The sequence below is a fragment of the Streptomyces doebereineriae genome (assembly GCF_031845645.1).
Taxonomy (GTDB): Bacteria; Actinomycetota; Actinomycetes; order Streptomycetales; family Streptomycetaceae; genus Streptomyces; species Streptomyces canus.
In genome coordinates, this window is the sequence record NZ_JAVREZ010000001.1 from 405,082 (window position 1) to 431,403 (window position 26,322).

Annotated in this window: 25 protein-coding genes; 11 read left to right on the top strand and 14 right to left on the bottom strand. The window is 71.1% G+C overall.

Features of this window, described 5'->3' with window-relative positions; genetic code table 11:
• The first annotated feature begins 157 nt into the window (after positions 1-157).
• A complete protein-coding gene (locus RNB18_RS01925) occupies positions 158-679 on the top strand; it encodes a GtrA domain-containing protein (RefSeq protein WP_311712361.1) in 522 nt (173 codons plus the stop codon).
• A 138-nt stretch (positions 680-817) separates the two neighbouring features.
• On the opposite strand, the gene RNB18_RS01930 is transcribed toward RNB18_RS01925, so the two are convergent.
• The 5 genes from RNB18_RS01930 to RNB18_RS01950 are packed head-to-tail and all read right to left on the bottom strand — an operon-like array spanning position 818 to position 6,115.
• Positions 818-1,678: a 3-hydroxybutyryl-CoA dehydrogenase gene (locus RNB18_RS01930; RefSeq protein ID WP_311712362.1), complete on the bottom strand. Its 861-nt coding sequence runs from the start codon at positions 1,676-1,678 to the stop codon at positions 818-820.
• 53 nt (positions 1,679-1,731) lie between these two features.
• Entirely contained in the window at positions 1,732-2,700 is a 969-nt protein-coding gene (locus RNB18_RS01935) for a PDR/VanB family oxidoreductase (protein ID WP_311712363.1), read from the bottom strand.
• Between the two features lie 19 nt (positions 2,701-2,719).
• Positions 2,720-3,910, bottom strand: a complete 1,191-nt coding sequence (locus RNB18_RS01940; protein WP_311712364.1) for an acetyl-CoA C-acyltransferase — start codon at positions 3,908-3,910, stop codon at positions 2,720-2,722.
• 30 nt (positions 3,911-3,940) lie between these two features.
• Positions 3,941-4,546: a histidine phosphatase family protein gene (locus RNB18_RS01945; RefSeq protein WP_311712365.1), complete on the bottom strand. Its 606-nt coding sequence runs from the start codon at positions 4,544-4,546 to the stop codon at positions 3,941-3,943.
• Between the two features lie 30 nt (positions 4,547-4,576).
• Positions 4,577-6,115: an AMP-binding protein gene (locus RNB18_RS01950; RefSeq protein WP_311712366.1), complete on the bottom strand. Its 1,539-nt coding sequence runs from the start codon at positions 6,113-6,115 to the stop codon at positions 4,577-4,579.
• Between the two features lie 198 nt (positions 6,116-6,313).
• Between RNB18_RS01950 and RNB18_RS01955 the strand changes: the two genes are divergently transcribed.
• The 3 genes from RNB18_RS01955 to RNB18_RS01965 are packed head-to-tail and all read left to right on the top strand — an operon-like array spanning position 6,314 to position 9,155.
• Positions 6,314-7,552, top strand: coding sequence for an acyl-CoA dehydrogenase family protein (locus tag RNB18_RS01955; RefSeq protein ID WP_311712367.1), 1,239 nt, complete (start codon positions 6,314-6,316; stop codon positions 7,550-7,552).
• 37 nt (positions 7,553-7,589) lie between these two features.
• Positions 7,590-8,354: an SDR family NAD(P)-dependent oxidoreductase gene (locus RNB18_RS01960; RefSeq protein WP_280860607.1), complete on the top strand. Its 765-nt coding sequence runs from the start codon at positions 7,590-7,592 to the stop codon at positions 8,352-8,354.
• A 3-nt stretch (positions 8,355-8,357) separates the two neighbouring features.
• Complete coding sequence (locus tag RNB18_RS01965) at positions 8,358-9,155, top strand: ThuA domain-containing protein (RefSeq protein ID WP_311712368.1); 798 nt, start codon at positions 8,358-8,360, stop codon at positions 9,153-9,155.
• Positions 9,156-9,218: 63 nt separating this feature from the next.
• Here the strand turns inward: RNB18_RS01965 and RNB18_RS01970 are convergent, their stop codons facing one another.
• From RNB18_RS01970 to RNB18_RS01985, 4 genes are read right to left on the bottom strand one after another with little or no spacing between them, the layout of a single operon-like run.
• Complete coding sequence (locus tag RNB18_RS01970) at positions 9,219-10,262, bottom strand: NAD(P)-dependent alcohol dehydrogenase (RefSeq protein ID WP_311712998.1); 1,044 nt, start codon at positions 10,260-10,262, stop codon at positions 9,219-9,221.
• Positions 10,262-11,383 (bottom strand): ABC transporter permease, encoded by a 1,122-nt coding sequence (locus RNB18_RS01975; RefSeq protein ID WP_311712369.1) that lies wholly within the window; start codon positions 11,381-11,383, stop codon positions 10,262-10,264. The genes RNB18_RS01970 and RNB18_RS01975 overlap by 1 nt, the downstream gene beginning before the upstream one ends.
• Before the next feature lies 1 nt (position 11,384).
• Positions 11,385-12,941: a sugar ABC transporter ATP-binding protein gene (locus RNB18_RS01980; RefSeq protein ID WP_311712370.1), complete on the bottom strand. Its 1,557-nt coding sequence runs from the start codon at positions 12,939-12,941 to the stop codon at positions 11,385-11,387.
• A gap of 15 nt (positions 12,942-12,956) precedes the next feature.
• Positions 12,957-14,102 (bottom strand): substrate-binding domain-containing protein, encoded by a 1,146-nt coding sequence (locus tag RNB18_RS01985; protein WP_311712371.1) that lies wholly within the window; start codon positions 14,100-14,102, stop codon positions 12,957-12,959.
• Positions 14,103-14,506: 404 nt separating this feature from the next.
• On the opposite strand from RNB18_RS01985, the gene RNB18_RS01990 reads away from it, so the two are divergent.
• The 4 genes from RNB18_RS01990 to RNB18_RS02005 are packed head-to-tail and all read left to right on the top strand — an operon-like array spanning position 14,507 to position 17,494.
• The gene (locus RNB18_RS01990; RefSeq protein WP_311712372.1) at positions 14,507-15,913 is read left to right on the top strand and encodes an aromatic ring-hydroxylating oxygenase subunit alpha; all 1,407 of its coding nucleotides are present in this window, start codon (positions 14,507-14,509) and stop codon (positions 15,911-15,913) included.
• Complete coding sequence (locus tag RNB18_RS01995; RefSeq protein WP_266512634.1) at positions 15,898-16,224, top strand: 2Fe-2S iron-sulfur cluster binding domain-containing protein; 327 nt, start codon at positions 15,898-15,900, stop codon at positions 16,222-16,224. Before RNB18_RS01990 ends, RNB18_RS01995 begins: the two co-directional genes overlap by 16 nt.
• A gap of 3 nt (positions 16,225-16,227) precedes the next feature.
• Positions 16,228-16,446, top strand: coding sequence for a hypothetical protein (locus RNB18_RS02000; RefSeq protein WP_057613201.1), 219 nt, complete (start codon positions 16,228-16,230; stop codon positions 16,444-16,446).
• A gap of 4 nt (positions 16,447-16,450) precedes the next feature.
• Positions 16,451-17,494, top strand: coding sequence for an NADP-dependent oxidoreductase (locus tag RNB18_RS02005; protein WP_311712373.1), 1,044 nt, complete (start codon positions 16,451-16,453; stop codon positions 17,492-17,494).
• A 51-nt stretch (positions 17,495-17,545) separates the two neighbouring features.
• Here RNB18_RS02005 and RNB18_RS02010 read toward each other — a convergent pair whose 3' ends face one another.
• From RNB18_RS02010 to RNB18_RS02025, 4 genes are all read right to left on the bottom strand, one after another.
• Entirely contained in the window at positions 17,546-17,860 is a 315-nt protein-coding gene (locus RNB18_RS02010) for a putative quinol monooxygenase (RefSeq protein WP_311712374.1), read from the bottom strand.
• 74 nt (positions 17,861-17,934) lie between these two features.
• Positions 17,935-19,671, bottom strand: coding sequence for a PEP-utilizing enzyme (locus tag RNB18_RS02015; RefSeq protein WP_311712376.1), 1,737 nt, complete (start codon positions 19,669-19,671; stop codon positions 17,935-17,937).
• A gap of 37 nt (positions 19,672-19,708) precedes the next feature.
• Positions 19,709-20,500, bottom strand: a complete 792-nt coding sequence (locus tag RNB18_RS02020; protein ID WP_057613205.1) for an SDR family NAD(P)-dependent oxidoreductase — start codon at positions 20,498-20,500, stop codon at positions 19,709-19,711.
• A 29-nt stretch (positions 20,501-20,529) separates the two neighbouring features.
• A complete protein-coding gene (locus RNB18_RS02025; RefSeq protein ID WP_311712377.1) occupies positions 20,530-21,798 on the bottom strand; it encodes an aromatic ring-hydroxylating oxygenase subunit alpha in 1,269 nt (422 codons plus the stop codon).
• Between the two features lie 342 nt (positions 21,799-22,140).
• Here RNB18_RS02025 and RNB18_RS02030 point away from each other — a divergent pair, with 342 nt between their 5' ends.
• From RNB18_RS02030 to RNB18_RS02040, 3 genes are read left to right on the top strand one after another with little or no spacing between them, the layout of a single operon-like run.
• The gene (locus tag RNB18_RS02030) at positions 22,141-23,151 is read left to right on the top strand and encodes a thiamine pyrophosphate-dependent dehydrogenase E1 component subunit alpha (protein WP_311712378.1); all 1,011 of its coding nucleotides are present in this window, start codon (positions 22,141-22,143) and stop codon (positions 23,149-23,151) included.
• A gap of 5 nt (positions 23,152-23,156) precedes the next feature.
• Positions 23,157-24,182: an alpha-ketoacid dehydrogenase subunit beta gene (locus RNB18_RS02035; RefSeq protein ID WP_311712379.1), complete on the top strand. Its 1,026-nt coding sequence runs from the start codon at positions 23,157-23,159 to the stop codon at positions 24,180-24,182.
• Positions 24,179-25,594, top strand: a complete 1,416-nt coding sequence (locus tag RNB18_RS02040; RefSeq protein ID WP_311712380.1) for a 2-oxo acid dehydrogenase subunit E2 — start codon at positions 24,179-24,181, stop codon at positions 25,592-25,594. The genes RNB18_RS02035 and RNB18_RS02040 overlap by 4 nt, the downstream gene beginning before the upstream one ends.
• A gap of 42 nt (positions 25,595-25,636) precedes the next feature.
• On the opposite strand, the gene RNB18_RS02045 is transcribed toward RNB18_RS02040, so the two are convergent.
• Positions 25,637-26,248, bottom strand: a complete 612-nt coding sequence (locus RNB18_RS02045) for a TetR/AcrR family transcriptional regulator (protein WP_311712381.1) — start codon at positions 26,246-26,248, stop codon at positions 25,637-25,639.
• Between the last annotated feature and the right edge of the window lie 74 nt (positions 26,249-26,322).

The window sequence follows — 26,322 nt, forward strand, 5'->3', positions numbered from 1 at the left end:
GGGTCATCCGGTGCGCTGTGGCTTCACTGCTGGGGCGCCATTTTGGGCTCGCAGTGGTGCCAGAGATGTGCCATAGTGGCGTCATTGACGGCGCACCCCTGGTCTCGCAGGCCGGGGGTGCGCGTTTCGCTGAGTGAGTCATCGAAGGGGTCGGATCATGGAGTCAGCACACAGCCAGGAGCAGGCGGCGCCCGCGGCCTTCACCGCCTTCGCCCGCTTCGTGCTCCTCGGCGGTGGGGTGGGGATCGCCTCAAGCGTCGCCGTGGCGGCCCTCGCCTCCTGGATTCCCTGGGCTCTGGCCAACGCCCTGATCACCGTGGTCTCCACGCTCCTCGCCACCGAGTTGCACGCCCGGTTCACCTTCGGGGGCGGGCGCGCGACCTGGCGCCAGCATGCGCAGTCGGCCGGGTCCGCAGCGATCGCCTACGCGGTCACCTGTGCGGCAATGCTGCTCCTGCAGCAGCTGGTGGCGGCGCCCGGTGCGGTCCTCGAGCAGGTCGTCTACCTGTCCGCCTCCGCATTCGCCGGTGTAGCGCGATTCACGGTGCTGCGCCTCCTCGTCTTCGCGAGGAACCGCTCGCAGGCCGCGCCCACCGCGGGCACAGCCCTTCCCGTGCGGGCGACCGTGGCCCGCACCGCGGCCCCGGCCGGCCCCGCGGTCCTCTGCCACGCCGCCTGACCGTTCCGCCGGGCGGGAGGTCACCGGACCGAACCGGACCGGACCCCCACCTGCTCGGACCGGACTGATCACCTCACCGGGACGGCAATGCACATCCGGACGCCGAGGTCGAACCCGACCTCGGCGTCCGGATCTTGTTCAGCTGTCGTAGGTGTGAAACCCGCGACCGCTCTTGCGTCCGAGGTGCCCCGCGGCGACCATCCGGCGCAGGAGGGCGGGCGGTGCGTACAGCGGCTCCTTGTACTCCTCGTACATCGACTCGGCCACGGCCTGGGCGGTGTCGAGGCCGATGAGGTCGAGCAGGCGCAACGGCCCCATGGGGTGCGCGCACCCGAGTTCCATGCCCCGGTCGATGTCGTCCGGCCGCGCCGAGCCCGACTCCACCATCCGTACCGCGCTGAGCAGGTAGGGCACGAGGAGGGCGTTGACGACGAAGCCGGAACGGTCGGGCGCCTGGATGGCCTGTTTGCCCAGCTGCTCGGCGAAGCCGCGGGTCCGCCTCACCGTGTCCGCGCCGGTGACGAGGGAGGGAATGACCTCGACCAACTGCTGCACGGGGACGGGGTTGAAGAAGTGCAGGCCGATGACCCGTTCGGGCCGATCGGTGACGACGGCGAGATCGACGACGGGGATCGAGGAGGTGTTGGTGGCCAGGACCGCCGCAGGGTCTTCGATCGCCTTGTCCAGGTCGCGCAGGACACCGGTCTTGATGTCGCGGTTCTCGGCGACGGCCTCGATGACGAACTGGCGGTCGGCCATGTCACCGAGGTCACGGGTGAAGGAGAGCCGGGCGAGGGTCTGGTCTCGTTGTTCCTCGCTGAGCTTGCCACGCCGCAGACCTCGGTCGAGGGAGGCGGTGAGTCGGCGGCGGCCTGCCTCGACCGCGTCATGCGTGGCCTCGGCGACACGGACGTCGATGCCGCTGCGGGCGGCGACTTCGGCGATGCCGGAGCCCATGAGGCCGCATCCGACGACGCCGAGACGGGTGACGGGATCCATCCGGGGTCCGTCCTTTCTGGTGAGCGGGTCTGGTGAGCGAGAGGCGATCGGCGTCAGAGATCGAGGACGAGACGGGGCCCGCACGAGCGGGAGACGCAGATGAGCATGGTGTCGCCGGCGGCGCGTTCGTCCTCGGTCAACAGCGAGTCGCGGTGGTCGGGCGTGCCGTCCAGTACGTCGGTCTCGCAGGTGCCACACGTGCCTTCCCGGCAGGAGAAGTCGACCGTGACGCCGGCCTCCTCCACGGTTTCGAGCACCGAACGGTCCGGCGGCACGGTGAGGGTGAGCCCGGAACGGGCGAGCTCCAGCTCGAAGGCCGTGGCCGCGCCGGTCTCGGTCGTCGCGACCGGGGCGAACCGTTCGACGCCCAGCGTGCCGGGCGGCCAGCCCGCGCACTGCTCCTGCACCGCCCGCAGCAGGGGCTCGGGACCGCAGGCGTGCACCAGGGTGCCCTCCTTGGGCACGCCGAGGTGGGCGGCGAGGTCCAGGAGGCCGTACTCGTCCTGCGGACGGACGAGTACCCGGTCCCCGTGCGGGGCGAGACGGTCCAGGAACGCCATGGAGGTCCGGGTGCGCCCGCCGTACAGCAGACTCCAGTCGGCCCCCGCGGCCTCGGCGGCCTCGACCATGGGAAGGATGGGCGTGATGCCGACGCCGCCGGCGACGAACAGATGGCGGGTGGCCGGCCGCAGCGGGAAGTTGTTCCGCGGTCCGCGGACCCGCACGGTGGAGCCTTCACGCAGGTGGTCATGGACGTACGCGGAACCGCCGCGGCCCTCCGGCTCGCGCAGCACCGCGATCTGCCAGACCCCGCGGTCGGCCGGCTGTCCGCACAGGGAGTACTGACGGACCAGGCCGTCGGCGTCACCGTCCAGGAGTACGTCGATATGGGCGCCGGGCGTCCAGGCGGGGAGCATGCCGCCGTCGGGGCGGCGCAGGGTGAGGGAGACGACGCCGTCGGCGGCGAGGGTGCGGGCGGCCACCGTGAGGGTGGTCGGGACCGGGGGCAGTTGGTCGTTCATGCTGGTTCGGCTCCCGGTCTCAGGCCTGCGTCGGTACATGCAGCAACAGCGCGTCACCCTGACCGCCGCCCCCGCACAGGGCCGCCGCTCCGCTGCCGCCTCCGCGCCGGCGCAATTCCGTCGCGAGGGTCAGCACCAGCCGGGCTCCGGTCATGCCGACCGGGTGGCCGAGCGCGATCGCTCCGCCGTTGACGTTCACCTTGTCCACCGGGATGTCCAGTTCGCGCAGGGAAGCCAGGGCCACTCCGGCGAACGCCTCGTTGATCTCGAACAGGTCCAGGTCGGCCGTCTTCAGCCGGCCGTCCCGGTCCAGGGCGTCGCGGACGGCGCCGGCCGGCTGGACGAGCAGTGAGGGGTCGGGGCCCGCGACCGTGCCGTAGGCGCCGATCTCGGCGAGCGGTGTCAGGCCCTCCCGCCGGGCGCGCTCCGCGCTCATCACGACGACGGCCGCGGCGCCGTCGGAGAGCTGGGAGGAGTTGCCGGCGGTGATGGTGCCCGTGCCGGAGAAGGCCGGCCGCAGGCGGCCCAGGGTCTCGGCGGTGCTTCCCGGCCGTACGCCCTCGTCGGTGTCCACCACCGTCTCGCCCCGGTGTCCGGCCACCGTGACGGGGGCGATCTCCTCGGACAACGCGCCCGACTGCTGGGCGTGGGCGGCCCGTTGATGGGAGAGCGCGCTGTACTCGTCCTGTTCCTGCCGGGTCAGGGCGAACGGCTGCTGGTAGCGCTCGGTGGCCGCGCCCATGGAGACGCCGTCGAAGGCGCAGACGAGGGCGTCCCGGTCGAGGGCGTCCTCGACCGCGTTCGAGCCGTACTTCCAGCCGGCGCGTGATCCGCGAAGCAGGTGCGGGGCGCCGGACATGGACTCCATGCCGCCCGCGACGACCACCTCGTGACGGCCGGAGGCGATCATGAGGTCGGCCAGGGCGATGGCGTGCAGGCCGGACGGACAGAGCTTGTTGACGGTGCTCGCCGGGACGGAGAAGGGAATGCCGGCGAGGACCGCGGCCTGCCGGGCCGGGTTGGGGCCGGCGCCGGCCTGCACCACATGGCCCATGACGACGGCCTGCACGGCCTGCGGGTCCAGAGGGACGGCGGCCAGAGCCGCGCGGATGGCGTGGGCGCCGAGATCGACCGCGGACAGCGGGCTGAGGGCGCCCAGCAGTTTGCCGATGGGCGTCCTTGCTCCGGCGACGATGACGGATCCGGGCATGGCCGGGACCTCCTGGGGTGTGGGACGGGGTCAGGCGACGGGGTCGACGGCACGTTCGGCGATCATGTGGGCGGTCTCGTTCACCGAGTGCAGAACGACTCGGCCGCCGGGCATGCGCCGCACCCGGCTGACGGAGGTGTAGCCGGGGTGGAACCAGAACATCGTCGGCAGACCGAGCACCGTCGCGAGATAGGTGTTGGTGATGCCGCCGTGGCACACGGCGGCGACCCGTCCACCGGGATGGGCGTCAAGGATGGTGTCCATGGCGCGCACGGCCCGCCCGCGAAAAGCGTCCCAGTCCAGGTCGGGCACGAAGTCCTCGAAGCGTCCCTCGGCGAGCGCCGCCGCCCGGGGGTCACCCGTCCCGATCTGCTCCGGTGGGGTGTAGGGCTGGGACGCGTCCGTGTCCCACTCGCGCAGGTCGTCGAGGACGGTGGCCGTCATGCCGGTGAGCCGTTCCAGGGGCGCCACGGTCTCGCGGGCCCGCTGGAACGGGCTGACGTACAGGGCGTCGAGGTTCTCGTGTCCCAGCCAGTCGGCGAGGCGTTCGGCCTGGGCGGTGCCCTCCGGCGACAGCCCCGGGTCGAACACGCCCGCCACGGGGAGGCCGTGCCGGACGAGGAGGAGTTCGGTCATGGATGATCCTTAAGTACGGGAGGGAGCGGCTCAGCCGGCGATGGTCCGTTCCGAGCCCCAGTAGGGGCGGCGCATCGCGCGTTTGTCGAGCTTGCCCATGGCGTTGCGCAGCAGCTCGGGAACGATCTCGTACGACTTCGGGCACTTGTAGGCGGCGAGACCCTCGCGGCAGAAGGCGTCCAGCTCGCCGGCGGGCGGCTCGTCCCCGGCCACCACGACCAGCGCCCGCAGCGACTCGCCGAAGTCCGGGTCGGGCACGCCGATCACGGCGACCTCGACGACCGCCGGGTGGCGGCGCAGGACCGCCTCGCTCTCGGCCGGGTACAGGTTCACGCCGCCGGAGACCACGACGTCCGCGGCCCGGTCGGTGATGAAGATGTAGCCGTCGGTGTCGATGTAGCCGATGTCGCCGAGTGTGAAGACGCCGGGGGAGAGGTAGGCGGCCTTGGTCTTGTCGGGGTCCGCGTGGTAGCGGACACCTTGGTCGTCGGGCGCCCGGAAGGCCAGCAACCCGCGTTCCCCGGACGGCAGTTGCCCGCCCTCGTCGTCCGTGACGAGCACCTCGAACGGGGGCCGTACCCGCCCGACCGAGCCCGGGTGCGCGAGCCACTCGGTGCTGCTGATGCGGGCCACGGTTCCCGCTTCGCTGGCGCCGTACGACTCGGTCAGCACCGGACCGAACCAGTCGATCATGGCGCGCTTCACGTCCGGCGGGCACGCGGAGCCGGTGTGGGAGACCTGCCGCAGGCTGGAGACGTCGTACCGGGCGCGGATGTCTTCCGGGAGGGCGAGCAGCCGTTGGAAGTGGGTGGGGACCATCACCGTCGAGGAGACCCGCCACTTCTGCACCCGGCTGAGGAAGGACTCCGCGTCGTATCTGCCGAGGACGACCACCGGCTGACCGGCCGCCAGGTGTCGCAGCGAGGTCAGTGGCGCGTTGTGCTGCAGGGGGCCGCACACCAGGTGGGGTCCCGGCGGGAATCCGGGCCGGGCGGACATCGCGGCGAGGTAGGCGGAGCTGTCGGCGACCGGGCCGCTCACCCAGCGCACCTCCGTGCCGCGTGCTCGTCCGGTGGTTCCCGAGGTGTACACGAGCGGAGGCCGGGCGGGCCGGTCCGTCGGGAGGGTGTGTCCGGCGGGCGCGGCGGCCAGCCACTTGTCCCAGTCGAACGCGTGCCCGGCTGGCGGGGTTCCGTGCGTCACGATCGGCAGACCCAGTTCCCGGGCCGCGTCGAGGGCGGCGCCCGCGCCGGCCGGTCCCGCGACAATGCCGGTCACGCCCGCGTCGATGATCTGGTCGACGAGCTCGCCCGAGGTGAGGTTCCGGGACGTGGCCACGGTCCCCACTCCGGCTCGCAGGCCCGCCAGATGGGCCACCAGCGTCGGGATCGCGTTGTCGCCGAGGACGGCGATCCGGTCGCCGGGGCCCGGCGCGAACTCCAGCAGCCGGGCCGCCGCCCGGGCCACCTGGTCGGCGAGGCCGGACCAGGACAGCACTCCCAAGTCGTCCGCCAGGGCGGGCTCATCGGGTGTCTCCTGGGCGCGACGGTCGAGTGGCAGCAGCGACATGGCTCCTCCGGCGGCTCCGCGGTCCTCTCCCGATGTCGACGGGAGAGAGGGAATGCGGAGACTGTAGCGTTTATCAAGAAAGTACGGAACACTCTGACCTCAGACGAAGCCGTTCCCGCATGTTCCAGCGGTGAGAGAGACCTACGGCCCACTCATCGTTACTCAAACCGTCGTCTGGTAAGTACCCGAGGAGGAGCCATGTCCCAGCCCGATCCGGACGCATGGCGCCGGCAGGTCCGGCAGTGGCTGGCCACGGTGCTCGAACCGGCGCCGGCGCCGGAGTCCACCGCACAGGCCGCCGACCTCGCCGTGTTCCACAACCTTCCGGAGGACGAGGAACGCCTCCTGCTGGATCGCTGCCGCGCCTATCAGCGGGCCCGCTTCGACGCCGGCTACCAGGCGCTGACACTCCCCGAGGACAAGGGCGGCGCGGGCCTGAGCGCCGCGCACGTGGCGGTCTTCGCCCAGGAGGAGTCCGCGTTCGAGGTGCCGCCGTCCACCGAGCTGATCAGTGTCACGGTGCGCCTGGTCGCGATGGCCGTCTCCCTGTTCGGGACGGACGAACAACGCCACGGCCACGCCCGCGCGTTCCTGCGCACCGACCTGCTGGCCTGCCAGCTCTTCAGCGAACCCGGCGCCGGCTCCGACCTCGCGGCGCTGCGCACCCGCGCCCGGCAGGACGGCGACGAGTGGGTGATCGACGGCCAGAAGGTGTGGACCTCGGGCGCCCAGTTCGCCGACTACGGTCTGCTGCTCGCCCGGACCGACCCCGACGTCGTCAAACAGGCCGGCATCACCGCCTTCCTGGTCCCGATGGACGCCCCCGGAGTGGAGGTGCGCCCCATCCGGCAGATGAGCGGCGGCGCCTCCTTCAACGAGGTGTTCCTCAACGGCGTACGCGTCCCGGACCGGCTCCGGATCGGGCGGCCGGGCCAGGGCTGGGAGGTCGCCAACGCCACCCTCGCCTTCGAGCGGACCGCCTCCGGCAGCGGCAACCGCCGCAAGGGCGGAACCTTCCCGGACGTCCTCGCGCTCGCCCGCTCCCTCGGCCGGACCGGGGACCCATTGGTCCGCCAGCGCCTGGCCGACCTGTACGTCCGTGCCGCCCTGCGCGCGGCCACCGTCGACCGCGTCGCCCGGACGAGCGCCGCCGGCGGCCGGCCGGGTCCGGAGGCCTCGTTGACCAAACTCATGGCCTCCGAGCTGCTCACCCGCACCGGCCAGGTCGCCGCCGAACTGATGGGGGCGCGGATCAGCGCCGACACCGGGGAACCGGGCACCTTCGCCTGGACCCAGCATCTGCTCGGCGCCCCCGGCTACCGGCTGGCCGGAGGCACCGACCAGATCCAGCGCAACCTGATCGGCGAACGGGTGCTCAAGCTGCCGCCGGAACCCCGGGTGGACCGGGCGCCGTTCTCACAGCTTCCCGGCGACTAAAGGCTTCCAGAGGCTTTCTCACAAAGGAGTGACATCGATGGAACTGGGACTGACAGGCGCGAAGGCGCTGGTGACCGGCGCGAGCCGGGGTATCGGCCGGGCGATCGCCGAGACTTTGGCGGCCGAGGGCTGTGCACTGGCCCTGTGCGCCCGGGGCGAGGAAGGGCTGGCCAAGGCGGCCGCCGAACTGCGGGCCGAAGGGGCCACCGTCTTCGCGGAACCGGTCGACGTCACCGACCCGGCCGCCCTGGCGGGCTTCGTGGAGCGGGCGGCCGGTGAACTCGGCGGACTGGACCTGCTGGTGTCCAACGTCTCGGCGGGCAACGTCAAAGGGCCCGAGTCGTGGGAGGCCAGCCTGCGCGGCGACCTGATCCCGTTCGCCGGCCTCGTCGAGGCGGCTCTTCCCCATCTGGAGGCCTCCGACCGGGCCGCCGTCGTGGCCATCGGCACCACCAACGCCTCCGACACCGCCCGCCCGGCGGGCGCCAATTCCTACTCCGCGCTGAAGGCCGCCGTCGTCCAGCACGCCTCGGCCCTCGCCCATGCCCTCGCCCCGAAGGGCATCCGCGTCAACACCGTCTCGCCCGGCCCGATCGACTTCCCCGGCGGCGCCTGGGAGACCATCCGCACCAGCCGCCCGGAGGTCTACGAGGAGGTGCTCGCCAAGCTGCCGATCGGCCGCTACGGCACCGCCGAGGACGTGGCCGCGGCAGTGGCGTTCCTGCTCGGCCGGACGGGCTCCTTCTGTGTCGGAGTCAACCTCGTGGTGGACGGCGGGCTGCTGACCCGCGTCCAGTACTGAGCCGTGGCGGGCCCGGCAGGCCGCCTGGACGCCGTACTGGTCTGCGGCGGCAGATGGCACGACTTCGACCACGCGCGGCTCAGGCTGCTGGAGATGCTGGGCGACCACCCCCGGGTCCGTACCAGGGTCTACCAGGACTACGACTGCGTCCCCGCGCTGGAGCAGGCGGATCTGCTGGTCAGCTACACCTGCGATGTGCGGCCCCGCCCGGCCCAGCGGGACGCGCTGGCACGCTTCACCGCGCGGGGTGGGCGCTGGCTCGCCCTGCACGGCACCAACTCGGTGATCGAGGCGCCCGCTCCCGGCGGACCCCGGATGTTCTCCACCCCCCGGCTGCTCGGGCAGCTGGCCGAGGTGCTCGGCAGCCAGTTCCTGGCGCACCCGCCCATCGAGCCGTACGAGGTGCGCGTGACCCGGCCCGACCATCCGCTGGTCGCCGGGATCGAACCGTTCACCGTCACCGACGAGCTGTACGTGTGCGAGCTGCACGGGGAGCTGGAAGTGCTGCTGCACGCCGAGTACACCGGGCCGTGCCGTGGCTTCGAGGAGGGTGACACGGCGGCGCTGGACGGCGCGGCCCGTCCCGTCCTCTATCTGAAGCGGCACGGTCTCGGCGAGGTCTGCTACTTCACCCTCGGCCACTGCCGGGGCCGGTACGACATGCAGGACCTCGGCGTGGACGACACCGGGCGCGTGGACCGGGGGCCCTGGGAGACACCGGAGTTCCTGACGGTGCTCGGACGGTGTCTGGAGCGGGTGGTGGGCGCGGAGCGTCCGGTCACCGTACCGGCGGCGCACTGAGCGCGAAGCCGGACGTGTCCGGGCCCGGGTCCCCGCGGGGACCCGGGCCCGGACACGCGTGGCTCAGCCGTGCGGCAGCACGACCGCGCGCCCGCCCACCTCCCCGGCGTGCAGGCGCTCGTACGCCAAGGGGGCGTCCTCGATCGAGAAGGTCTCGACGTGGGAGGAGACGAGTCCCTGCCTCGCCAGTTCGAGGACCTCGATGAGTTCCCGGCGGCTGCCCCAGTAGGGGGCGCAGACGGACACCTCGAACGGCAGACCGCCGCCGAAGCCGACCGGGAGAGTGCCACCCCCGATACCGACGACGGTGACATCGCCCGCCACCGCCACCGAAGCGGCGGCCACGGCCAGGGTCGCCTCGGCCCCCACGAAGTCCAGCACCACCTCGGCCCCGATGCCGTCGGTCAGCTCCCGCACCCGGGCCGCCGCCTCGCCGTCGGAGAGCAGCGTCTCGTGCGCGCCGACCGCGCGGGCCAGTTCCAGCTTCTCCTTGCTGACATCGAGGGCGACCACCCGGGCCGGGGTCAACGCCCGCAGCAGTTGTACGGCGATATGCCCCAGGCCGCCGACGCCGACCACCACCGCCGTGCTGCCGGGCACGAGCTTGGGCAGGGACGCGCGGATCGCGTGGTACGGCGTCAGGCCGGCGTCCGTCAGCGGTGCGGCCTGCGCCGGGTCCAGCCCGTTCAGCGGCACCAGATGGCGCGGCGAGTCCACCACCATGTACTCCGCGAGCGCGCCCGGCGAGCCGAGCCCTGGCGGCATGATGCCGAGCCCGGCGGCGTGCGGGCAGGAGTTCTCCCTGCCCTCCGCGCACGCCCGGCACAAACCACAGCCCCACGGGCCGTACACCGCCACCTCGTCGCCCTCGGTCACTCCCGTGACCCCGCTGCCCAGTCCCGCGACGGTGCCGACGCCCTCGTGACCGAGCGTCATCGGCAGGGGATAGGGGAACTGCTCCTGCGGCCAGCTCATGACCGCCAGGTCCGAGTGGCACAGCCCCGCGGCCGTCACCTTCAGCAGCACCTGTCCCGGGCCCGGCTCGGGCACGGGAACCTCGACGACCTCGGGCGCGCTGCCCACCGTCCGGTACTGAACGGCCTTCATCATGTGAACTCCTTGTCCGGCGCGGATACGTCGTCAGTCTCGGCGACCGTGGGCGCCTTGTGGCGGCGCAGGACCGCCGGCAGGGTGATCCGCCCTCCCGTGAGAACGAGCGCGACGATGAGGACGGAACCGGTGAACAGACTCGCGGCCCACTGCGCGCTGGTGGCAAGTCCGAGCCCGGTGATGCCGGTGCCCAGCAGCAGCACCGCGATCACCGTCCCCCATGCGTTGAAGCGGCCCGCACGCAACTGGGTCGCCCCGACGAAGGCCGCCGCGTAGGCCGACAGCAGATACGGGGTGCCCGCGCTCGGCGATCCGGACCCCACCGAGGACGCGAAGACGACTCCCGCGAATCCCGCGAGCAGCGCGGACGTCACCAGGGTCAGAAAGCGCAGCCGGTTGGTGCGCACTCCCTGAAGGCGTGCCGCGTCGGCGTTGAAGCCGGTCGCGTACAACCGGCGTCCGGTCGCGGTGTGTTCCAGCAGGAACCAGATGGCCGTCGCGGCGAGCAGCAGATACAGCACCGGCAGGGTGATGCCGCCCGCGTCGAGCTGGGCGATGTTCGCGAACGGCTTGGCCAGCAGCTTCACACCGGTGATGGAGCTGTCGTTGGTGACCATGGTGATCAGGGACTGGATCAGCGCTCCGGTGGCCAGCGTGGCGATGAACGAGTCGACCCGCAGCACCACCACCACGACTCCGTTGACCAACCCGATCAGCAGGGCGGCGGTCATCGCCAGGGCGATCGCGGTGCCGGGGCCGAGCCCTTTGGTGACCATGAAGTAGGCGGTCAGCACACTGGTGAGGGACATGGTGAAGGCGACCGACAGGTCGAAGACGCGCGCCGCCAGCGGAAGGACGACGCTGATCGCCACCAGCCCGGCCACCGCGTTGCCGTTGAGGACCTGCTTGACCGTGGTGACGGTCGGGAACGTGTCCGGCGCCCACACGGAGAAGAGGACGATGATCAGCAGCCACACGTAGACGGCGCCGATGGTGCGGAACGACAGGGCTGCCACCGCCCGTCGGCTCAGCGTGCCCAGGGACCGTGCGCCGGACACCGTGGGCACCTCCGTTCCGCTCGGCCGGAACTCGGCGGTCCGGGTCGGGGTGGATGTCATGTCACTCGGTTCCTTCCATGGCGTGGACCAGCGCGGGCTCGGTGATGTCCCGGCCGCTGATCTCCCGTACGATCCGGCCGTCCCGTACCACCAGGACCCGGGTGCACAGGGCGAGCAGGTCCTCGGTGTCGGACGAGGACACGATCACGCCCATCCCCTCGTCGGCCTGACGCTCTATCAGGTCGTACAGCTGCAGACGGGTCGCGATGTCGACGCCCGCCGTGGGTTCGCACAGCACCAGTACCGGCGGCTGCTGGGCCAGGCAGCGGGCCACCACGACCTTCTGCTGGTTGCCGCCGCTCAGCGTGGTGATCCGGGCGCCGCGGCCGGCCGCGCGCACCCCGACCCGCCGGATCCATTCCTCGGCGAGTGAGGATTCGCGGCGCCGGTGCAGCCGCCCGGCCCGGGCCCGGAGCCGGTCGAGCAGCGGGAGGGTGAGGTTCTCGCCGACCGAGAAGTCACCGATCACGCCCTCACCGGCCCGGTCCGCGGGGACGAGAGGGACACCGAGCCGCCCCGCGTCCTTCGCGTCGACCCAGCGCGGGGAGCGCTCCGGTACCCGCACCTGGCCGCGCACAGGTCCGCCGTACGCCCCGCACACCGCGTACGGCACCACCTCGTGGCCCGAGCCGACCAGGCCGGTGATGCCCAGCCGCTCGCCCCGGGCCAGGGTGAAGTCGACGCCGTGCAGCGGACCGGCCGACAACCCGCGCACCTCCAGCACGGCCGCGGCGCCATCGGAAACGGGCCGCGGCCGGTGCTCGGTCTCCGTCTCCTCGCCCGCCATCAGCTCCGCCAGCGACCGGGGAGTGAGTTCGTCGACCCGGCGGGTGGCGATCCGGCGACCGCCGCGGATCACGGTGACCCGGTCGGCGAGCGCGAAGATCTCGTCCATCCGGTGCGAGACGTACAGGACGCTGGCACCGGAGTCGCGGATCTCCCGCACGATGTCGAAGAGCCGGGCCACCTCCCCGGGCGGCAGCACCGCGGTCGGCTCGTCGAGCACCAGGACGCCACGGCGGCCCTCCCAGCCCTGCAGGGCGGCGGCGATGGCCACCACCGCGCGCTGGACGGGGGTGGCAGTCGACAGGGGACGGCGTACGTCGATGCCGAGGCCGAAACGCTCGACCAGGGCGGTCGTCCGGCGTTCCATCTCCGGCCAGCGGATGTTGCCCAGGGCCGTACGGGCGAAGCCGCGGCTGAGCGCGAGGTTGTCCGTGGCGCTCAACTCGCCGACCAGGCCCAGCTCCTGGTGGACGAAGCGGAGCCGGTCGTGCCGGGAGCCGGTGACCTGTCCCAGGTCGAACGGCTCGCCGTCGAGTTCGGCGGCCGCTCCCGGGGCGGCGTGGTGATATCCGGCGAGGATCTTGATGAGGGTGGACTTGCCGGAGCCGTTGGGCCCGATCAGCGCATGGATCTCGCCGTGGGCGATGTCGAGGTCGACGTCCTGGAGTGCCTGGGTCGCGCCGAATCGCTTCGACAGTCCGGATACCCGCAGCACGGGCCGGTCGGTCTCCTGCGTCCCGGCCGACCCGAGCGGCGTTTCAGCGTGCACCATCGCTCCTTCCGGCGCTCAGCTCAGACCCCAGAGCGCCTTGAACTGCGCCTGGTAGTCCTCGACGAGCGGGAAGTCACCGTCGGCGGACGGGAGGTTGTCCTTGCCGGTGATCAGCATGTTGGGCAGCACCGCCTTCTGATCCACCGCCATGGACTGGCCGGTGAAGTGGCGGGCCAGCGCGTCGACCTGGAGCCAGGCGGTCTCGTGGGAGTTGAGGGCCATGGCGGCGTCGCTGAGACCGCTCTCGATGTACTGGTAGTTCTGCGCGTCGCCGACGTTCACCGCGATGTGCTTGCCGGTGATGCCGGCGGTCTTCAGTGCGGCCGGCACGCCCACGTTGAGCAGGCCCAGCGAGAAGACGATGTGGGTCACCTTCGGGTGCGAGCGGACGTAGGAGACCACGCGGTCCGGCATGTCCTTGCCGATCGCGGTGATCGGCACGTCGACGGTGTCCAGCCCGCAGCCCGCGCACCACTGCTGGTACTTGGCCGCGAACGTGTCCTTGACCGGCTTGAGGATGGTGTAGGCGGGCAGGTCGAAGTAGACGGTGTCGGCCTTGGCGCCGCTGTCCGACACCACCCACGAGGCGAGCATCTCGCCCTGGACGGCGACGTCCTTGGGCCCGTTCTTCAGCAGGGAGATGCCGTCGCCCGCCACGTCGTCGGCGTTGGACTGGATGACCGGGATCCCCGCCTGCTTCAGCTGCGCCAGCTGCTTGGCGTACACCGCGCGCGGGAACCCGGAGGCGACGACGGCGTCCGGCTTGTCGCGCAGTGCCTGTTCGTAGGCGGCCTGGACGGACTCCGGTGTGCCCTGCGTGGCGATCTGCTTGACGTCCCAGCCGAGTTCCTTGGCCCCCGCGGTGAAGAAGTCGGCCAGATCCTTGCAGGACTGCACACCGCACAGGATGAAGTCGATCTTCTTGCCCGCGGGGATCTTCTTGCCCACCGGTGCGGTGACGGGGATCTTGTCCGGGCGCGCCGAGTACTTCGTCATGGCCGCGCGGGCCGCGCTCAGCCCGGCGGGGTCGGCGCCCGCGGCCTTGGCGGAGTCGGCGGCCGGAGTGGTGTCGGTGCCGCACGCCGCCAGGGTGAGAAGGGCGGTGACGGGGACGATCGCGGTGAGCGCGCGACGGAGCGCGCGTCCGGGTCTGGGACTCATCGTTGAGTACTCCCGTGGTGTGGGCCTGCGCTGCGGCGGCCCGCGTCGCTTGTGCGTCCGCGGCGGCCGGCTCTGTCAGGCGGGATCCGTTGCCGCCCGGTCCGGGACGGCACGCATGGGTGATCGAAAGCTGCGTGGATCGCCGTGTGGGGTACGGCGCGGGCCGTCGGGGTGACCGGGCGGCGCTGTGGCCGAGACGGGCGGAACGCCACCTCTGGCCGTGGAGAAACTTTTGAGGCTCTACAGCCTCGGATGCGACGGAGTGTGACACGCCCCGACCGGCTTGGGGAGGGGTTGGTCACCACTAATTCAAGGTGGACGTCGCTTGGCTGATGTCGGGAGTGTTGCTCCTGGCCGCGATCGATAACTACACTCACTCTAAAGTTTCTGTCTGAGGAGCGAAGATGGACGATACGTCGGAGACGGGCACGGCGCGGTGCCCCGGACCCAGCGTCCAGGACTATCTCGACCGGGACAGCCGGCCGGTCCCCAAGGCGCTGAGGTTCGACCACAACGACCACATCGGCAGCGAGGACATCGACGCCGCCCGCTTCACCTCCCGCGCCTGGGCCGAACGCGAGATGGAACAGGTCTGGCGGCGCGTGTGGCAGTTCGCCTGCCTGGAGAGCGAGATCCCCGAGGTCGGCGACCACGAGATCTACGAGATCGGTGACGACTCACTGATCGTCGTGCGCACGGCACCCGAGGAGATCCGCGCGTACGTCAACGTCTGCCTGCACCGCGGCCGCAAGCTGCGCACCAGCGGCGGCAACGTCGGCGAGTTCCGCTGCCCCTTCCACGGCTTCGCCTGGAACCTCGACGGCAGCATGCAGAGTCCGCCCTGCGCCTGGGACTTCCCGCACGTCACCCCCGAGAAGTTCTCGCTGCCCGAGGCCCAGGTGGCCACCTGGCGCGGCTTCGTCTTCATCAACATGGACCCGTACGCCGAGTCCTTCGAGAGCTACCGCGGCACCTTCGACGACTACTACATCTGGCCGCTGGAGAACCGCTACAAGTCGCTGCACATCGCCAAGGTGCTGCCCTGCAACTGGAAGGTCGCCCAGGACGCGTTCATCGAGTCCTTCCATGTGATCGCCACGCACCCGCAGATGCTGCCGTGGCTGGCCGACGCCAACTCCCAGTACGACGTGATGGCGGACCAGCCGAACTGGAACCGGATGATCAACATCCAGGGCGCCCCGAGCCCCCACGTGGCCGACTCCGTCACGGAGGAGGACGTCCTGGAGACCTTCTACGACTCCCGTGCCTTCTACGCGGCGGCCCAGGGCCGGGATCTGGTGATCCAGGAAGGCGATGAACTGCCTTCGATCCCGCCCGGCGGCACCGCCCGCCAGGTCCTCGCCCAGCGGATGCGCGATCAGCTGGCGACCACCTCGCACCAGGACTTCTCGCAGACCGCGGACACCGAACTGCTGGACGCCATCAACTACCTGCTGTTCCCCAACTTCAACCCCTGGGGCGGCGCCAAGTCCAACATCATCTACCGGTTCCGGCCCCACGGCCTCGACCCCGACTCCTGCACCGCGGAGATCATCTTCATGTCGGCCCCGAAGAAGCGCGGCGAGATGCCGCCGCCGGTCAAGATCCGCTGGGTGCCGGACGACATGCTCTTCGCGGACATCCCCGAACTCGGCGTCCTCGGGCCGGTCTTCGACCAGGACTGCGAGAACCTGCCCTATGTCCAGCAGGGCCTGAAGGCGATGCGCAAGCCGGGCATCACTCTGTCCAACTACCAGGAGAGCCGCATCCGCCACTTCAACCAGACGCTCGACCAGTGGATGAACAAGTGACCCACACGGTGGCGGTCAGGCCCTCGGACGTCGAGATAGAAGTCCGCGACGGCGAGGACCTGTTCAGCGCCGCCCAGCGGCTCGGCTACCGCTGGCCCACCGTCTGCGGCGGCAAGGGCACCTGCCGCACCTGCTTCGTCCAGGTCGAGGAGGGCGCCGAGAACTGTTCTCCCGTGGGCCCGCTGGAGCGCGAGGGCATCGAGGCCCTGCGCAGGCCGGTGGACGGCCTGACCCGGCTCGCCTGCCGGCTCCGGGTCGAGGGCCCGGTGACCGTGACCAAACGCGGCGTACGCCGCCGACCGCAGGAGTGAGCCGTGAGCCCCAAGCAAGTGACCCATCCGCTGACCGGGCAGGTGTACCGGCTCACCGAGGACGGGCTGGTCGAGGTGACCGACCCACGGACCGGAGCCAGCGGCATCTTCGACTTCCAGGCCCGCTGGCAGTCGGGCGAACTGCGCCACGCCGACCTCCAGATGGCCGGCTGGGTGGGCCGTCTCGCCCAGCGGCGCGGCGCCACGCCGCCGGAGGCGTGAGCCGGTGCCGCCCCGCACCACCCGCGTGGTCTGCCTGGTGCGCCGGCCCGACGGGGAGCCGGCTCTCGGGGACTTCGCCGTCGAGGAGCGCCCGCTTGCGCCCCTGAGCGAGGGGCAGTTGCTCGTCCGCAACCTCTACATGAGCGTCGACCCGTCGATGCGCGGGCGGCTGGAGAGCACCGAGAAGCACTACACCCACAATTTCGCCCCCGGCTCACCGCTGGACGGCCGCGCCCTCGGCGTCGTGGTGGAGAGCCGCTGTCCGACCGTGCCGCCGGGAACCTTCCTGCGCCACCAGCTCGGCTGGCGGGAGTGGGCCGTGCTCGACGCGGCGGACACCGATGCCGCGGGCCGTATCGACCCGCAACTCGCCCCGCTGCCCACGTGGTTGGGGCTGCTCGGGCAGACCGGCTTCACCGCCTATGTCGGGCTCACGCGGATCGCCGAAGTGCGCCCCGGCGACACGGTCTTCGTGTCGGCGGCGGCCGGGGCCGTCGGCAGCGCAGCAGGACAGTTCGCCCGGCTGCTGGGCGCGGAGCGCGTCATCGGAACCGCCGGAGGGCCGGACAAGTGCGCCCTGCTGGTCAAGGAGTTCGGCTACGACGCCGCCGCGGACTACCGGGCCGAGCCGGTGCGCGACGCGCTCGCGCGGCTGGCGCCCGACGGCATCGACGTGTACTTCGACAACGTCGGCGGGGAGCAACTGGCCGCCGCCCTGCACGCGTTGCGGACAGGGGGCCGGGTCGCTCTGTGCGGCATGATGTCGCAGTTCGGCGGCGAGCGGCGGTCCACCGACATCAACCAGTTGATCCAGGCGGTCCTCAAGCGGCTCACCCTGCGCGGCTTCATCGTGCGCGACCACGACGACCTGCGGCCGGAATTCGAGAGCCGTGTCGCCGACTGGCTCCGCTCGGGCCGTATCACCGCCCGCGAGACGGTGACGGACGGCCTCGACAGCGCGGCCGGCGCCCTGCTGGCGCTGCTGGACGGTGGCAACGTCGGCAAGATGCTGGTCCGGCTGGCCGACGATCCGTACAGCCGCGCATAGTTCAGGGGGCGTAGGCCGCGCGGCCTACGCCCCCCAGTCACGCCCGTATGCCTACCGCATGGAGTGACTCGCCCCGATGCTGAAGACCTCCATGGAGACACCCACCCGCGTCAGCCCCGTCGTGGCCGCACGGAAGTCCTTGATGTGCGCGGTGGCGAAGTGCTCGTCGAGGGCCTGCTGGGACACCCAGCGCTCATACACCCGGATCCGGCGCTCGTCGGCGGGATCCGCGGTCATGGCGTAGTCCAGACAGCCGGGCTCGGCCGCACGCGTGCGCATTCCGACCTCGACGAGGTGGCCCAGCATCGTGTCGCGGTCCGCGGGCTCGTAGTCCATCCAGCCGGCGACGATGATTTCCTCTGCCACGGTGGTCCTTTCCGTACTCACGCCCGTGGGCCCGCCGCCCCCTGTCAGGAAGGAACGACGGGCCCGCGGGCCGTTCAGATGGCGAGTGCCGCCGGGACGCCGTCCACGGAGACCGTGCCCTTGGTGCCGTCGACCGTGATCACCATGCCGTCCCGCAGTCGCCGGGTACCGCCCTCGACGGAGATGACGGCCGGGATGCCCAGCTCCCGGCAGACCACGACGGCGTGGCTGTTGAGCGCGCCCACGTCCACCACGGCGGCCCCGGCGACCAGGAACAGCGGCGTCCAGGCCGCGTCGGTGATCGGCGCCACCAGCACCTCGCCCGGCTCCAGCGCCTCGCACGACGCGGGGTCGGTGACCACCCGCACCCGGCCGGTGTAGGTGCCCTGGCTGCCGCCCACGCCCGTCAGCACATCGCCTTCACCGGCGGACGTGATCCCGTCCTCGCTCCGCCGCGGCCAGGTGTCGATCGCCGTCTGGGCGTCCTGGGCGACGAAGAAGGGCGGTTCCAGCTCCCGCAGCCCGGCGTACTCCCCAAGCCGCTGCGCGATGACGGGGCCGAAGCGGCCCGGGTCGGCGACATAGTCGTCGAGCTCGCTCTCCAGCAGCATCATCACGTCCTCGGGCTCGGCGAAGAGCCCCGCCCCGACCCCGCGGCGGCCCAGTTCCCGTACCGCCATCCGGATCTCGTTGATGACGGTCACGCAGTTCGCCTTGGTCCGCTCGCGGGCCGGGATCCACACCTGGGAAGCGTGCATTCCGGCGTCGAACACCGGCTGGACGTCCTCGGGGAGGGCGTCCCGGATCTCCTTCGCGAGCCGTTCGCGGCGCTCGGTCAGCCGACGGTGGCGCGCGGCCGGGGAGTCGTCGTCCGGGCTGTGCCGGATGCGGTCGACGAGAGCCAGGACCTGGACCGGCGCCGCCTCCCAGGACAGCGCGTGGATGTCCCACTCGTTGGGGCCCCGGTCACCGGACGCAGCCAGGAACTCCTCGAAGGCGTCCCGGAACGCCTTCACGTCCCCGCTCGCCCCGTCGAGCGCCCGCTCCACCGCCGCCGTACCCCGGTCGAACAGCGCGGTCAGCTCGGCCGAGGTCACCACCTGGCGGGACAGTGCCCACAGCCCGGTGGAGGGGGAGGCCGAGTCGACGTCACCGAGACCGCCGATGAGGTCCAGCATGGCGCCGGGCCGGTCCAGACCCGCGCACAGCGGACCGAGGATGGCCGGTCCGACGGACGCCGGCAGCGACGACTCGACATGCCGCTGGAAGGTGGTCTCCACCTCGTCGAGGAGCGAGCGGGCATGTGCCACGAGTTCCGCGGCGGACAGCTGCGTCAGGTCGGGCCGCTCACGACGGATCCGGCGCAGCCGTTCCTGGTCGGCGTCCGCCTCGGGGAAGCCGGACTGTCCCAGCATCCGCTGCACCGTCGCCCCGGCCTTGGCCGTCAGCTCCGCGTCCTCGTCCTCCGGGTGCGCCACGTACACAGGCGTGTCGGAGCGCTGGCCGACGAAGGCCGTGTCGATCTGGTCCGCCGTCTGCCCCATACGGATGCCGAACAGCCGCATGTGCGACAGGTTGAGGTAGAAGTACCCGCCGAACATGCCGGCGAACGGCGGCCAGGGGCCGGCCACTTCCTCCTCGTGGTAGATGCCGAACCCGACGAAACCGCGGCGCCAGCCCTGCAGCCCGCGTCCCCACACCAGGGTCCAGCCCAGTGGGCTGGCGGGCTCCGGCAGGGTCTCGCCCGCGTTGGCGCGGGTGTAGTGGGGCAGCCGCTCACTGCGGCGCCCGTCCGTGATCCAGCTCTTCATGCCGAGGATCTCCTGCTGTCCGTGTCGGTGCCGGTCTCTACCATTGCGCCGTTCCGCCGTCCACGCTGATCAGCGTGCCCGTGATGCCCGCGCCGGCATCGCTCGCGAGGAGCGAGGCGACCGCGGCCACCTGCTCCACGGTGGTGATCTGCTTGGTGGCGGCGTGCTCGGCGAAGCGGCCCAGCCATTCCTCGTACGAGATGCCCTCGGCCTCGGCCGCGGCCGGACCCGCGGCCCGCATCAGGTCGGTGTCGACGGCGCCGGGGCAGATGGCGTTGCAGGTGATGCCCTGGGTGCCGTACTCGAAGGCGGTCGCCTTGGTCAGGCCGTGGATGGCGTGCTTGTTGGTGATGTAGTGGCTGATCGCGGGCTTGTTGGCCTGCTTGCCCTCGACGGAGGAGATGTTGATGACGCGTCCCCAGCCGCCCGCCAGCATGGTCGGCAGTGCGCGGCGGGTGCCGTAGAAGTAGGCGTTGAGGTTCAGGTCGAGGGCGTTGTGCCAGGCCTCGTCGCTGAGCTCGTGGACGGGGGCGAAGCCCGAGGTGCCGCCGACGTTGTTGACCCAGATGTCGAGCCGGCCGAAACGCTCGGCGGCGAAGTCGGCGAGGGCCTCGATGTCCGCCTGGCTGTTGGCGTCGCAGGGGTGGAAGACCGCCTTGTCCCCGGCGTCCAGCTCCTCCAGCGCCTGCTTGCCCTTGAGCTCGCTGCGGCCGCTGATGACGACCGTCGCGCCGTGGGCCAGGAAGGCCTCGGCGATGGCGCGGCCGATACTGCGTGTGCTGCCCGTGATCACCGCGACACGTCCGTCGAGGCTGCCCGTAGCCACCATGTTGTTCTCCTGCGAGGGTTGTCGGTGCGTCACCTGGCGGCTCTGCTGTCCAGGTGTGCGTGAACGGTGCGGTGGAAGTGCTGGAGTCCGGGCTCGTTGCGTCCGAAGACGAAGTCGGTCCCGTTCAGGGCCGCAAGCCCCTGCTGGACTCCGTAGGTGGTCGCGTAGTCCTCGTCGCGGACCACCTCGTAGAACCACTCGCCGAACTTGTCGGCGGCGTGCCGCTCCTCCTCGGTCACCGCGGGGTCGCGCAGCAGGATGATCTGCTGGGTCACCGACTCGGTGGCCGTCCGGGGGAGCACCAGGGACACGGCGATCTTGTGGCGCCAGCCGCCCGCGATCGCCAGACCGGGGTAGAGCCAGTAGATGGCTCCGACGCAGTCTCCGGGATCGCGTCGGTCCGCGGGCAGCTCCGCCGCCTGCGCGATGGGACGCAGGGCCGGTGCGATGCGCTGGTGGGCGCCCCAGGTGTCGTGCGCCATCATGTTCGAGAGGTTGGTCTCGAACACGGTCTTCGGGTGCAGCGAGGCGAAGTGGTACGTCTCCAGATAGCCGTCGAGCGTGACCTTCCAGTTGGGGCTGGTCAGCTCCTTGGTCGAGTAGTGGTGGCAGTCCGCGAGGCGCAGCCCCTCGAGGAGCGGCTGCAGATCCCCGAGCCAGGCGTCGAGGTCCGGCTCGGCCGCCGGGTCCAGTGACACGAAGACGATGCCGGCGCGCTCCCCGGCCGGGAGCCGTACGAGACTGCGCCCGGTGCGGGGCACGTCGCCGAAGGTCTTCTCGGCGTACACGCCCCGCAGCTCACCGGCCAGGTCGTAGGACCAGGAGTGGTAGGGACAGGTCAGCCGCTTGGAGACCCCGCAACCAGGCTCGATCAGCTTGGCCCCGCGGTGCCGGCAGGCGTTGATCATCGCGTGTACGGTGCCCTGCCGGTCCCGGGTGATCAGCACCGGCACACCGAGCACGTCGAGTGCCTTGTAGGTGTTCGGTCCGGGGAGTTCGGCGGACATGGCGAGCGGCAGCGGGACGGTCCGGTGGACGGCGTCCATCTCCCGTTGCCAGCGGTCGGCGTCGAGGTAGTTGGCGACGGGTTCCGTCCACTGGCCGTCCGCCTCGTGCGTCGAGTTGTTGCGGTAGTGCTCCAGCACGCGCTCGACGAGCTCGGCGGCTTCCTGCCGCATCGCCACGGCGGCGGCATCGGTGGACCGGTCCTGGCTGATCCACGAGGAGTACTCGGGAGCCGGGGGCGGCCGGCGATCGGCACCTGTCTCCCGGATCTCCGGTGAACTGGTCTGGACCACGATGTCCTCACAATCCTCTCAGCCGCGAACCGGCGAGGGGCTTCAGGTGCGGCGGCCGGGCTGTGAGCGACACGACAACAGGGGTAAGTGTTGTCTGTCAATAGAAAGTCCGGAACTCGCAGCTCGGTATACCGCAGGTCACATCACCTTCACCCGGGGCAAAGGGTTCCAAAACCGGTTCGATCTTTCTAGGGAGCGGCTCCAGTCACTCTCGCATGGCCGGACCGAGGCATAGTAATTAGAGAACCTCTCCAGTAACGTGCCCTTGCTGCTGGTTACTGTAGACCGGCACAACAAAGTCCGATTGCTGGAAACACCTCGCTCGGGGCGAAGGGGCGGACGATGGCTCAAAGGGCATCGAAGAAGTCGGCCGATCCGGCCGCGAACCACACATCCGCGCAGGTCGTCAGGGATCTGCACGAGCGCATGGTGCGCATCCGGCTGTTCGAGACCGAGGCGGGAAAGCTCATGGAGGCCGGCAAACTGCCCGGCTTCCTGCATCTCTACGTCGGTCAGGAAGCCGTGGCCGCGGGCGTGATGGCGGCCCTGCGCGACGACGACCAGATCACCTCCACCCACCGGGGACACGGACACGCCGTGGCCAAGGGGGTCAGCTTCAAGCACATGTACTCGGAGCTGTACGGCCGGGTCACCGGCGCCTGCCTCGGCCGCGGCGGAAGCATGCACATCAACGACGTCTCCCTCGGCATGCTCGGCGCCAACGGCATCGTCGGCGCGGGCGTCCCGATCGCCGTGGGCGCCGCCTTCGCCGCCCAGTACCGGGGCGAGGACAACATCGCCGTCACCTTCTTCGGCGACGGCGCCACCAACATCGGCAGCTTCCACGAGGGCGCCAACATGGCCGCGATCCTGCGGCTGCCGGTCCTGTTCATCTGCGAGAACAACGGCTACGCCGAGTTCACCCCGCAGTCCAAGCACATGCTGATCACCGACGTCGCCGAGCGGGCCGCGTCCTACGGCATGCCGAGCGTGATCGTCGACGGCATGGACGCGCTCGCCGTCCACCAGGCCACCCTCGAGGCCGTCGCACGCGCCCGGGCCGGCGAGGGCCCCATGTTCATCGAGGCCAAGACCTACCGCTACTACGACCACCAGGGCGTCAAGGGACTGCGTCACCCCTACCGCTCGGACGCGGAGGTCGAGGAGTGGAAGGCCCGCGACGCGATCGACCTGCTGGAGGCCCGTGCCCTCGCCGACGGCACCGCCACCCGTGCCGAGCTGGACGACACCTGGCAGCGCACCCGCGACGAGATCGCCGAGGCCATCGCCTACGCCGAGGCCAGCCCGCTGCCCGACCCCGCCGACCTCCTCCTCAACGTCTACTCGGGATGAGCGCCATGACCACCACCACCGAAGCTCCGGCCCTCGCTCCGGACGGCACGGGCCGCAAGCTCACCTACGTCAAGGCGTTCAACGAGGGCCTGGCGCAGGTCATGCGCGAGGACGAGAACGTCTTCGTCGCCGGGGAGGACGTCGCCGGGTACGGCGGGGTCTTCCGCATGTTCGACAACCTGCTCGACGAGTTCGGCCCCCGCCGCATGATCGACACCCCGATCTCCGAGGCCGCGCTCGTCGGCCTGGGCGTGGGCGCCGCCGCCCGGGGACTGCGCCCCGTCGTCGACCTGATGTTCATGGACTTCATCGGCGTCTGCCTGGACCAGATCGTCAACCAGGCCGCCAAGATGAAGTACATGTTCGGCGGCTCCGTGTCGGTGCCGCTCACCATCACCACCGCCTCCGGCGCGGGCCTCGGCGCCGCCGCCCAGCACAGCCAGAGCCTGGAGGCCTGGCTCGCGCATGTCCCAGGCCTCAAGGTCGTCATGCCGTGCGACGCGTACACCGCCAAGGGCCTGACTGTCTCCGCGATCCGGGACAACAACCCGGTCGTCGTCATGCTCAACAAGGTCCTGCTGGGCAGCAAGAGCGAGGTGCCCGAGGAGATCTACGGGATCCCGCTCGGCCAGGCCCACACCGCGCGGCAGGGCTCCGACGTCACCGTCATCGCCCTGGGCCGCATGGTGGGCGAGGCCCTCGCGGCGGCCGAGGAACTGGCCGCCGACGGCATCGAGGTCGAGGTCATCGACCCGCGTACCGTGCAGCCCCTGGACACCGAGACCATGATCGCCTCCGTGCGCCGCACCAACCGGGTCCTCGTGGTGCACGAGGCCGTGACCTTCGGCGGGCTCGGCGGGGAGATCGCCGCCCAGATCCAGGACGCGGCCTTCGACTACCTGGACGCTCCGGTCCTGCGCATCGGCGCGGCCTTCTCCCCGGTGCCGTTCTCCCCGGTGCTGGAGAAGGCCTACGTGCCCGACCAGGCCCGCATCGTGCAGGGCTGCCGTCGTCTCCTCGAAAGGTCGTGACCGAAGTGGCGGTCGAGGTTCTGCTGCCGAAGATCGGCCTGACCATGCAGGAAGGCACGATCGACGAGTGGCTCGTGCCGACCGGTGGCGCGGTCTCGGAAGGTGACGCACTGCTGCGGCTGGCCACCGACAAGGTCGACGTGGACGTCGAGGCGGAGGCCGGGGGCCTGTTCCACCCCGTGGTCCAGGCCGGGGCGACCCTTCCGGCAGGGGCGCTGATCGGCTGGCTGCTGGCCGAAGGGGAGGAGCTGCCGGTATCCGGGGGGTCCGTGCCTGCCGGGTCCGTGGGCGCCGGCACGGCGGACGAGGTGTCGGCTGACGCAGGAGTTCCCCCCGTGGCTGCATCCCTCAATGGGAGCGGTGGGCTCAACGGCTCGGGGGGCCGGCTCCTGGCTTCCCCGAACGCCCGGCGGGTGGCCGCCGAGACCGGCGTCGACCTGACCGTCGTACGCGGCACCGGGCCCGGTGGACGGATCGTCTCCGAGGACGTGGAGGAGTACCTGCTCGCCTCGGCGGCGCAGCCGCCCGTCGTCCTCCCGGCCGACCCGGTGACCCCCACCTCCCCCCTCGTCCGCCGGCTGGCGAAGGAACGGGGCATCGATCTCGCGGACGTACACCCCACCGGTGCGGGCGGGCGGATCAGACGCGCCGACCTCGACGCCGTCACCCCGGCGGCCGCACCGACTCCGGCGCCGGCCCGCCGGGCCATCGTGTCGCCACAGCCAGGGGACGTCATCCCGCTGACCGGGATGCGCGGCGCCATCGCCCGCCGGATGCACGCCAGCCTCCAGGAGATGGCCCAGCTGACACACGGCTACGAAGTGCGGATGGACGCCGTCGTGGCCCTGCGGGAGCAACTCAAGCAGGAGTGGGCCGACAGCGACCTGCCGGTGCCCAGTCTGGGCGACTTCCTGATGAAGGCCGCCGCACTGGCCCTGCGGGACCATCCGCTGCTCAACGCCGGGGTGCTCGAGGACGGCATCCACCTGTTCGAGGACATCCACCTCGGGTTCGCGGTCGCGGTGCCGAACGGCCTGCTCGTCCCGGTCATCCAGGACGCGGCGGACCTGTCGCTGCCCGAAATGGCGCGCTGCTCCCGGGAGTTGGCCGAGAACGCCCGCGCCGGCCGGATCTCCCCGACGCAGTTGGAGGGCGCCACCTTCACCGTCACCTCACTGGGTGGGTACGGCGTCGACTTCTTCACCCCCGTGGTCAACCCCGGCAACGTGGCCATCCTCGGCGTGGGCAGGCTCAGGGACGGCGTCGAATGGGTCGACGACCAGCCGCGGCGGACGCGCGTGCTCACCCTGAGCCTCACCTTCGACCACCGTGCCGTCGACGGGGCTCCGGCGGCCGAGTACCTGCGCACGCTCGGTGAACTGCTGCGCAAGCCGTTGCGGTTGCTGGTCTGACGTCGTCTCCGGGGCCGGCAGCCGTCTCTTCCGGCGGAGCGCTCAGCCCTCCGTCACCGGATCGGCGATCCGCTCCGCGAGGCGGCCCACCTCGCGGAGAAAGGAACGATGCCCCAGGGAGCGGTAGGCCTCGTCCCCCCGCGCCTGTGAGATCGCCGCGGTCTCCAGCAGCGCCAGCACACCCAGGCCGATCACCGCCGCCTCCGCGTCCGTGACCGGCCCACTGGCCTTGCGGACCAGCCGCACCAGGTCCTCCAGCAACTGCGTGCGGACCTCGTGCCGCAGCGCCTCCGCCTCCTGGCTCATGCCGGCCGAGGACACGAAGAAGACGGTGGCGGCGGAGCGGTGTTCGCCCAGCCAGGCCACCAGCGCCGTGATGGCAGCACCGATCTCCGTGCCGGGCGCGTGGGTCTCGGCGAGCGTCTCCACCTGCTCGCGCAGCGCCGCGGCGAACACCCGCATGCCCTCCACGAGCACCTGGTCCTTGGAGGAGAAGTGGTAGTACACCGCGGCCGATGTCATCTCCGCCCGCGCGGCGATGTCGGCCACCGTCACCTCGTCCGGAGGCTGGGTGGCGAACAGCTCCGTGGCCGCCTCGATCACCCACTGCCTGCGCGAGGGGCGGTGAGCGGCGCGGGTTCCGGATGTAGTCATGGTGTCAAGTATGCCGGGATCTTTCTGTGCCCGTACCGCACAGGCACCAGGAATTACGGTCCCGACCAGGCGGA